This window comes from Mycobacterium sp. NS-7484 (assembly GCF_001953975.1).
GTDB lineage: Bacteria > Actinomycetota > Actinomycetes > Mycobacteriales > Mycobacteriaceae > Mycobacterium.
The window spans coordinates 1-8890 of sequence record NZ_MBEJ01000070.1 but is presented as its reverse complement, the minus strand read 5'-3'; the positions used below and the strand labels follow the sequence as shown (position 1 = coordinate 8890).

At 68.4% G+C, this 8890-nt stretch carries 9 protein-coding genes and 1 pseudogene; 4 read left to right on the top strand and 6 right to left on the bottom strand.

Annotated elements, in window-relative coordinates; genetic code table 11:
• From A5733_RS13020 to A5733_RS12995, 6 genes and pseudogenes are all read right to left on the bottom strand, one after another.
• A pseudogene (locus tag A5733_RS13020) lies at window positions 1–267 on the bottom strand (urease accessory protein UreF); the annotation flags it as partial.
• Window positions 268–1989 (bottom strand): urease subunit alpha, encoded by a 1722-nt coding sequence (locus A5733_RS13015; RefSeq protein ID WP_076240414.1) that lies wholly within the window; start codon window positions 1987–1989, stop codon window positions 268–270.
• A complete protein-coding gene (locus A5733_RS13010; protein WP_076240413.1) occupies window positions 1986–2300 on the bottom strand; it encodes an urease subunit beta in 315 nt (104 codons plus the stop codon). The genes A5733_RS13015 and A5733_RS13010 overlap by 4 nt, the downstream gene beginning before the upstream one ends.
• Window positions 2297–2599, bottom strand: coding sequence for an urease subunit gamma (locus A5733_RS13005; RefSeq protein WP_076240412.1), 303 nt, complete (start codon window positions 2597–2599; stop codon window positions 2297–2299). Before A5733_RS13005 ends, A5733_RS13010 begins: the two co-directional genes overlap by 4 nt.
• 70 nt (window positions 2600–2669) lie before the next feature.
• Window positions 2670–3071 carry a PaaI family thioesterase gene (locus A5733_RS13000; RefSeq protein ID WP_076240411.1) on the bottom strand — a complete coding sequence of 134 codons (402 nt, stop codon included), beginning with the start codon at window positions 3069–3071 and terminating at the stop codon, window positions 2670–2672.
• Window positions 3072–3227: 156 nt separating this feature from the next.
• Complete coding sequence (locus A5733_RS12995; RefSeq protein WP_067773500.1) at window positions 3228–3998, bottom strand: iron reductase; 771 nt, start codon at window positions 3996–3998, stop codon at window positions 3228–3230.
• A gap of 224 nt (window positions 3999–4222) precedes the next feature.
• Here A5733_RS12995 and A5733_RS12990 point away from each other — a divergent pair, with 224 nt between their 5' ends.
• The 4 genes from A5733_RS12990 to A5733_RS12975 are packed head-to-tail and all read left to right on the top strand — an operon-like array spanning window position 4223 to window position 8603.
• On the top strand, window positions 4223–4639 hold the full coding sequence (locus tag A5733_RS12990) for a BlaI/MecI/CopY family transcriptional regulator (protein ID WP_076240410.1): 417 nt from the start codon (window positions 4223–4225) through the stop codon (window positions 4637–4639).
• Window positions 4640–4653: 14 nt separating this feature from the next.
• Window positions 4654–5625: a M56 family metallopeptidase gene (locus A5733_RS12985; protein WP_076240409.1), complete on the top strand. Its 972-nt coding sequence runs from the start codon at window positions 4654–4656 to the stop codon at window positions 5623–5625.
• A 51-nt stretch (window positions 5626–5676) separates the two neighbouring features.
• Complete coding sequence (gndA, locus tag A5733_RS12980; RefSeq protein WP_076240408.1) at window positions 5677–7143, top strand: NADP-dependent phosphogluconate dehydrogenase; 1467 nt, start codon at window positions 5677–5679, stop codon at window positions 7141–7143.
• Between the two features lie 23 nt (window positions 7144–7166).
• On the top strand, window positions 7167–8603 hold the full coding sequence (locus A5733_RS12975; protein ID WP_076240407.1) for a GuaB1 family IMP dehydrogenase-related protein: 1437 nt from the start codon (window positions 7167–7169) through the stop codon (window positions 8601–8603).
• The last annotated feature ends 287 nt before the right edge of the window (window positions 8604–8890 follow it).

The window sequence follows — 8890 nt, the reverse complement described above, 5'->3', positions numbered from 1 at the left end:
CGCGTCGCGAGCAGCCGGAGCCGGTGTGCGGGCATCGGTTTCGGCGTTCGCGGCGACAGGATCCAGCACACCGGTGTGAACCGCGACGGCCACCGACGCGGTCACCAAGCCGCTGGTGCGGACGCGCCGGATCAGGAAGGCACGCAATGTCGGGAGGTCGACGAGCAGACCGCTGGTCACCGCCTCCTCGACGCCGCCGGAGTGGACGTGGCCGCCGGTGGGCAACCGCGAGTCGGCGAGGGTCAGCAGGGTCGTCAGGCTGCTCATCTAGAACAGGAAATATCGTTGGGCCATGGGCAGTTCGGCGGCCGGTTGTTCCTGCCACACCTGGCCGTCGATGCGCACGGTGAAGGTGTCCGGCTCGACCTCGATGTCGGGAAGTGCGTCGTTGAGCGGCATGTCCGCTTTACCGATCCGCCGGACGTTCTTGACGCCCACCAACTTTCGGCGGATGTCGAGCCGATCGGCCAAGCCGTCCTCGAGTGCCTGCGGTGCGACGAAGTGCACCGACGTGGCCGCGGCTGCAGCGGGCGTGGCGCCGAACATGGGCCGCGGGAGCACCGGCTGCGGGGTGGGGATCGAGGCGTTGGCGTCACCCATCGCGGCCCAGGCGATCATGCCGCCCTTGAGCACCGCGTGCGGTCGCACCCCGAAAAACGCCGGCTCCCAGAGCACCAGGTCGGCGAGCTTGCCCACCTCGACCGAACCGATCTCGCTGTCGAGGCCATGCGCCACGGCTGGGCAGATGGTGTACTTCGCGATGTACCGGCGGACCCGGTTGTTGTCTGCCGGGCCGTCCCCTTCGAGCGCGCCACGCCTGCGCTTCATCACATGCGCGGTCTGCCAGGTCCGCAACACCACTTCACCGATCCGGCCCATGGCCTGAGAGTCGCTGCCGATCGTCGAGATGGCCCCGATGTCGTGCAGCAGATCCTCGGCGGCGATCGTCGACGGCCGGATCCGGCTCTCGGCGAAGGCGAGATCCTCGGGCACACTCGGGTTGAGGTGGTGGCACACCATGAGCATGTCGAGGTGCTCGTCGAGGGTGTTGACCGTGTGGGGGCGGGTCGGATTGGTCGAGCTGGGCAACACGTTCGGATGCGAGGCGACGGTGATGATGTCGGGCGCGTGCCCGCCGCCGGCGCCCTCGGTGTGATACGCGTGGATACCGCGACCCTTGATCGCGGCCAGGGTGTCCTCGACGAATCCGGCCTCGTTGAGCGTGTCGGTGTGGACGTTGACCTGCACCCCGGCGGCTTCGGCCACCGTGAGGCAGGCATCGATCGCCGCGGGCGTGGTGCCCCAGTCCTCGTGCAGCTTGAAACCTGCTGCGCCACCACGCAACTGCTCCCACAAGGCGGCGGGGTTAACCGTATTTCCTTTGCCCAGCAGCGCGACGTTGAGTGGCCAGGAGTCCAGCGCTTCCAGCATCCGGGCCAAGTGCCAGGCGCCCGGGGTGACCGTGGTGGCCTTACTCCCCTCCGCCGGGCCGGTCCCCCCGGCGACGATCGTGGTGACGCCGCCGCCGAGCGCCTCTTCCATGATCTGCGGACAGATCAGGTGCACGTGGCAGTCGATCGCACCTGCGGTCAGGATGCGGCCGTTGCCGCCGATGACCTCGGTCGACGGACCGACTACCAGCGCAGGATGCACGCCGGTCATGATGTCGGGGTTACCGGCCTTCCCGATTCCCACGATGCGGCCGTCACGGATCCCGATGTCGGCCTTGATGATTCCCCAGTGGTCGATGATGACGGCACCGGTGATGACGGTGTCCGGTGCGCCGTCGGCCCGAGTGGCACGAGCCTGCCCCATCGACTCGCGCAGCACCTTGCCTCCACCGAACACCGCCTCGTTGCCGGCCAGATCCGGTCCGCCGCTGCGGTCCTCGGTGATCTCGACGAACAAGTCGGTGTCGGCCAGCCGGATCCGGTCGCCGGCGGTCGGTCCGAACAGCGCGGCGTATCGCGCTCTGGTCAGTTCGGTCACAGGTCCTCCAACCGGCCCGGCGGGTTCAGGCTGATGCCGTGCACCTCGCGGCTCCCGCCGAGTGGTACCAACGAAACCCGCTGGGCGACACCGGGTTCGAAGCGGACGGCGGTACCGGCGGGGATGTCGAGGCGGTGCCCACGGGCGGCGGTCCGGTCGAAGTCCAGCGCGGTGTTGGCCTGCGGGAGGTGTACGTGGCTGCCCACCTGCACCGGCCGGTCGCCGGTGTTGACGATGTCCAGGATCACCCGGCGCGCACCGGCATTGAGCGCGATGACGCCCTCGCCGAAAACGATCTCACCGGGGATCATGCGATCGGGTGCTGGACGGTGACCAGCTTCGTGCCGTCGGGAAAGGTCGCCTCGACCTGCACGTCGTCGAGCATCTCGGGGACCCCCTCCATCACCTGCTCGCGGGTCAGCACGTCACGACCGCTGACCATCAGCTCGGCCACGGTGCGACCGTCACGAGCTCCCTCCAGCAGGTGATCGGTGATCACCGCGACGGCCTCGGGATGGTTGAGCCGCAGACCGCGAGCCTGCCGGCGCCGCGCCAGTTCGGCGGCATAGGAAATGAGTAGGCGCTCCTGCTCATGCGGGGTCAAACGCATAGTGGGCGATACTGCCATGGCGCGCGCGGTCCGGCAGCGCTCAACTATTCGGCTCGATCGTTCGGCGCGATCATTCAGCGACGTTCTGCAACCGCACCTGACCGCGGGCCACCGTCTTCCCGTTCTCGTCGGTGATCGTGATGAGCCACAGCTGTTGACGCCGCCCCCGGTGGATGGGCTCGGACACCGCCGTCACCGTCCCCGAACCGATCGCCCGCAGGAAATCGGTGTTGTTGTTGACCCCGACCACGGTGCCGCCGCCGTTCTCCGACAACCAGATGTGGCCGGAGACGCTCGCCAGGCTTTCCACGATCGCGCAGTAGACCCCGCCGTGCACGATGCCCCAGGGCTGGAGCAACTTTTCGGTGATGGTCAGCTGCGCGCGACCGCCGTCCGGGGTGAGTTCGAGGTAGGTCAGGCCCAGTTCGGTGTCGAATCCCTTTTCCAGCCCCTCGGGCGCATCAGTGGTCACAGTCCTCGTGTCTACACGGCGGGGTGGAGAAAAGATGCGGGCGGGGCCCGGGTGTGGAACGCGGGACCCGCCCTCGAGCGGACCGGGGGTCTCTGCAGCCCTCAGGACTCCGGCGCGGTCCGTTGGTCTCGTGCCTCCATACTAGGCAAGGCTATCCTAATTAAGCAAGACCTTCCCGGCACGGACGCAACCGCGGACCGGAAGGCCGAAGCCGACCAGGGCGTCGAGCACCGCCTGGCTGCGCCGCATGCTCACCACTTCGCTGGATCCCGCCAGCATCGGGACCTGGGTGGCCGCACCGACCACTGCGGCGCCCACCATGTGCCACATCGCGGCGATCGAGACCGCGCCGCCACTGATCTCCACCAGCCGAGTAAACAACGGCTCCAGCGCACGATGGCTGCGGTGCGCGACCCAGGTGGTCAACGCCGCCTCACTGGGCAACGCGACGATCCCGTCATGTGTGGCACTCGCGTAGCGGACGGCCCGGCCGGACAAGTCCGGATCCTCCGGCAGCCCGCGCAGGGTCGGGTCGACGACGCCGACCCAGTCGATCGCGCCTTCGGAGTCGACGTGGACCCAGAGGTTCTCCAGGCCGGTATCCCAGGCCCGGCCCTCCAGCGCCAGCAGCGGTATCACCCGCCCGATCACCACGTGGGTCAACGTGGCGGCCAACTGCTGGGCGACGGCAGCCCGATTGGCGGTCTCGGCCATCGCCGCATCGAACATCGCCTGCAAACGATTCGCCGTCAACGCCTCGGTCAGCGGCCACCACCGGCGGCGCGACAGATCGCCCACGACGGCCACGCCGTAGACCCGCGGACATTCCGGATACAGCTCGCGCAGACGCCGGCTCGATTCATGCAGCGGCAGCGTCCGCTCGATGGCCATACCCGCGATCAGCGGATCTTCGATCAAGACCGTCATGCCACCTCCGAAGGCTCCAGTTTCACTTAGGTTAGCCTTACTATAGTCACGGGCAGCACGAGGGCTACCCCGTGTGACTGGTTTCACAAGCGGTCCGGCAACGGCCGCTGACCTTGATCTAAACCGTCGGCGGCGACGCTTACCGGCTTGCTGCCAAAGACATACGACGCGCGGTAGTAAACCCGTAGTACGCTGGCTTTACTGCTCAGGAGAGTGAACGGAACATGGCCAAATTGACGCGTCTAGGGGAGCTTGAGCGCGAGGTGATGGATCACCTGTGGTCCGCCCCCGAACCCCAAACAGTGCGCCAAGTCCACGAGGCGCTGGCTGCCCGCCGCGACTTGGCCTACACGACGATCATGACCGTGCTGCAACGACTGGCGAAGAAGAATCTGGTCGTGCAGCACCGCGATGATCGTGCGCACCGTTACGCGCCGACACACGGTCGCGACGAGCTCGTCGCCGGCCTGATGGTCGATGCCCTCGACCAGGCCGCGGATTCCGGCAGCCGCCAAGCCGCGCTGGTCCATTTCGTGGAGAGAGTCGGCGTCGACGAAGCCCGGGCTCTGCGGCGAGCGCTGGCCGAGCTGGAGAGCAAGCACCAACTGTCTCCACCGGCTGGCAATTCGGGCACCGCCTGAGAGACACTTACGGCGTGTCCGCGCTGGCCTTCACCCTCCTGGCGCTGGCGCTGGTAGGACCAGTGCCGGCCGTGCTGGCGCGCGCAACTTGGCCACTGCGCGCTCCGCGCGCGGCGATCGTGCTGTGGCAATCGGTTGCGCTGGCCGCGGTCCTCTCGGCCTTCTCGGCCGGCATCGCCATCGCCAGCCGGCTGTTCGTGCCCGGTCCCGACGGCCGCCCCACCGCCACGATCACCAGTGAGATCGATGCGCTCGGTTGGCCACTGTGGCTCGTCTACGTCGTCGTGTTCACCCTCACGCTGCTCATCGGCGCCCGGTTGTGTGTAGCGGTGGTCCAGGTGGCCGTGGCCACGCGGCGACGGCGCGCCCATCACCGCATGATGGTCGATCTGCTCAGCAAGTCACGCCAGGCGGTGCAGTCACACCTCTGCACGGCACACCGCCCGTTGGCCGGTGGCGGCCTGCGCATCCTCGACGTCGCACAGCCTCTGGCGTACTGCCTGCCCGGGGTGCGCAGCCGGGTGGTGCTCAGCGAAGGCACGCTGACCGCGTTGTCCGACAACGAGCTCGCGGCCATCCTGACCCACGAGCGGGCCCACCTGCGCGCCCGCCACGACCTGGTCCTGGAGATGTTCACCGCGGTCCACGCCGCGTTCCCGCGCTTTGTCCGCAGCGCCAACGCCCTGGATGCGGTCCGGCTGTTGATCGAGTTGCTGGCCGACGACGCCGCGGTCCGGACTGCCGGCCCCACTCCCCTGGCCCGGGCACTGGTCGCCTGCGCCGGCGGGCGCATTCCCTCGGGCGCGCTGGCCGCGAGCGGGCCGACCACTGTGATCCGGGTGCGACGCCTCGGCGGCAAGCCCAATAGCGTGGCATTGGCGGCCACCGCCTATCTGGCCGCCGCCGCTGTTCTGGTGGTCCCCACGGTCGCCGTCGCGGTTCCCTGGCTCACCGAGCTTCACCGCCTGTTCTCCGGGCTGGGATAACACCCGGTCCGACAGGCGTTCTGACACAACAAAACAACGAAAGGCTGCTGCATGACTTCGTCGAGGACCCCGTCGAGCACCACCGGCACTGCACAGATCGGGGTTACCGGCCTGGCGGTGATGGGTTCCAACATCGCCCGCAACTTCGCCCGGCACGGCTACACCGTCGCCCTGCACAACCGATCGATCGCCAAGACCGACGCCCTGCTGGCGGAGCACGGTTCGGAAGGCAAGTTCGTCCGCAGCGAGACCATCGCGGAATTCCTTGACGCGCTGGAGAAACCGCGTCGGGTCCTGATCATGGTCAAGGCCGGCGATCCGACGGACGCGGTGATCAACGAGCTCGCCGACGCCATGGAGCCCGGCGACATCATCATCGACGGCGGCAACTCCCTCTACACCGACACCATCCGGCGCGAGAAGGCCATCCGCGAGCGCGGGCTGCATTTCGTCGGCGCCGGCATCTCCGGTGGTGAAGAGGGTGCCCTCAACGGCCCGTCGATCATGCCCGGCGGGCCGGCCGAGTCGTACAAGAGCCTCGGCCCGCTGCTCGAGGAGATCTCGGCGCACGTCGACGGCGTGCCGTGCTGCACCCACATCGGCCCGGACGGTTCCGGCCATTTCGTGAAGATGGTGCACAACGGCATCGAGTACTCCGACATGCAGCTGATCGGTGAGGCCTACCAGTTGCTGCGCGACGGGCTGGGCAAGTCCGCCCCCGAGATCGCCGACGTGTTCGCCGAGTGGAACTCCGGCGAGCTGGACAGCTACCTCGTGGAGATCACTGCCGAGGTGCTGCGCCAGGTCGACGCCAAGACCGGCAAGCCTCTGGTCGACGTGATCGTGGACGAGGCCGAGCAGAAGGGCACCGGGCGCTGGACGGTGAAGTCCGCCCTGGATCTGGGGGTGCCCGTCACCGGCATCGCCGAAGCGGTGTTCGCCCGGGCGCTGTCGGGCTCGGTGCCGCAGCGCAAGGCCACCGTCGGGCTGGCCTCGGGCCAGCTCGGCGAGAAGCCTTCCGACAGCGCGCAATTCATCGAGGACGTGCGCCAGGCCCTGTACGCCTCCAAGATCGTCGCTTACGCCCAGGGCTTCAACCAGATCCAGGCGGGCAGCGCGGAGTACGGCTGGAACATCACCCCGGGTGATCTGGCCACGATCTGGCGCGGCGGGTGCATCATCCGGGCCAAGTTCCTCAACCGGATCAAGGACGCCTTCGACGCGGAGCCGGATCTGGCCACCCTGCTCGCCGCACCGTATTTCCGTAGTGCGGTCGAATCGGCGATCGACAGCTGGCGTCGTGTGGTGAGCACCGCCACCGCACTCGGCATCCCGATCCCCGGCTTCTCCTCGGCACTGTCGTACTACGACGCGTTGCGCACCGAACGGCTGCCCGCGGCGCTGACCCAGGGCCTGCGTGATTTCTTCGGTGCCCACACCTACGAGCGCACCGACGCCGAGCCGGGTCAGAAGTTCCACACCCTCTGGAGCGGGGACCGCAGCGAAGTCACTGCCTGACTAGTTCTGGGTAGATTCGGGGCGTGAGGTTTTTGAACGGGCACACCCCGCCGTACGACCTGACCTACAACGACGTCTTCGTCGTTCCCGGGCGCTCAGACGTGGCCTCGCGGTTCGACGTCGACCTGTCCACCGTCGACGGGTCCGGCACCACCATTCCGGTGGTGGTGGCGAACATGACGGCGGTGGCGGGCCGGCGCATGGCCGAGACGGTCGCCCGGCGCGGCGGCATCGTGGTGCTGCCCCAGGACCTGCCGAGTTCCGTGGTGGCCGACACCGTGCAGTTCGTCAAGAGCCGCGATCTGGTGGCGGACACGCCGGTGACGCTGAGCCCCGACGATTCGGTCTCCGACGCGGCGGCGTTGCTGCACAAACGGGCGCACGGGGCCGCGGTGGTGGTGTTCGAAGGACGCCCGATCGGGCTGGTCACCGAGGCCGCCTGCGCCGGGGTGGACCGGTTCGCCCGGATTCGCGACGTCGCCGTGTCCGACTTCGTCACCGCGCCGGTCGGCACCGATCCGCGCGAGGTGTTCGACCTGCTCGAGCACGCACCGATCGACCTCGCGGTGCTGACCACCCCGGACGGGACGCTGGCCGGGGTGTTGACCCGGACCGCAGCGGTGCGCACCGGGATCTACCGTCCCGCCGTCGACGCGAACGGGCGGCTGCGCATCGCCGCGGCCGTCGGTATCAACGGCGACGTCGGCGCGAAGGCCCGGGCCCTGGCCGAGGCCGGAGTCGATCTGCTGGTCATCGACACCGCCCACGGCCACCAGGCCAAGATGCTCGACGCCATCAAATCGGTGACCGCGTTGGACCTCGGTCTGCCGCTGGCGGCCGGAAATGTGGTGTCGGCCGAAGGCACGCGTGATCTGATCGAGGCCGGCGCCTCGATCGTCAAGGTCGGGGTGGGACCGGGCGCGATGTGTACGACCAGGATGATGACCGGCGTGGGCCGGCCACAGTTCTCCGCCGTCGTCGAATGTGCCGCTGCAGCAAGGGAACTCGGTGCGCACGTGTGGGCAGACGGAGGGGTGCGGCATCCGCGTGACGTGGCGCTGGCCCTGGCCGCCGGCGCCGCCAACGTGATGATCGGTTCCTGGTTTGCCGGCACCTACGAGTCCCCCGGCGACCTGCTGTACGACCGCCAGGAGCGGCCGTACAAGGAGAGCTACGGCATGGCCTCCAAGCGTGCGGTGGCCGCCCGCACGGCCGGCGACAACCCATTCGACCGGGCTCGTAAGGCCCTGTTCGAGGAGGGCATCTCCTCCTCCCGGATGGCTCTCGACCCGGCCCGTGGCGGGGTCGAGGACCTGCTCGACCACATCACCTCGGGCGTCCGCAGCACGTGCACCTACGTCGGCGCGGTCAACCTCGCCGAACTCCACGAGAACGTGGTGCTCGGGGTGCAGTCGGCCGCCGGCTTCGCCGAGGGCCACCCCCTGCCGACGGGCTGGTAATCCAGCGAGTCGCGATACTATTGGGGTCCTGTATATCGAGTGGACGATCGCATACTGCCCGGTCGTTCGCTGTGTCAGATCGAACGAAAGGGTTCACGTGCCGCAGGCACCCACCGAGGCCTCCGGTTCTGAACCGGCCTTCGGGGCGGAACACCAGTCACTTCTGAGCGCCGACGACGACCCTTCTCCTAGTCGGCCGGGCCCTCGGCCCGGGCGCTGCTTGGTGAGGATCTGATGGGCGGCGGGCCGGGGCGGGGCCGCTGCTTGGTGAGGGGCCGGGGGGTGGG

Coding starts and splice junctions, on each gene's coding strand:
- A5733_RS13005 (WP_076240412.1), bottom strand. CDS start 2,599: ATGCGTTTGACCCCGCATGAGCAGGAGCGCCTACTCATTTCCTATGCC.
- A5733_RS13010 (WP_076240413.1), bottom strand. CDS start 2,300: ATGATCCCCGGTGAGATCGTTTTCGGCGAGGGCGTCATCGCGCTCAAT.
- A5733_RS12995 (WP_067773500.1), bottom strand. CDS start 3,998: ATGACGGTCTTGATCGAAGATCCGCTGATCGCGGGTATGGCCATCGAG.
- gndA (WP_076240408.1), top strand. CDS start 5,677: ATGACTTCGTCGAGGACCCCGTCGAGCACCACCGGCACTGCACAGATC.
- A5733_RS12990 (WP_076240410.1), top strand. CDS start 4,223: ATGGCCAAATTGACGCGTCTAGGGGAGCTTGAGCGCGAGGTGATGGAT.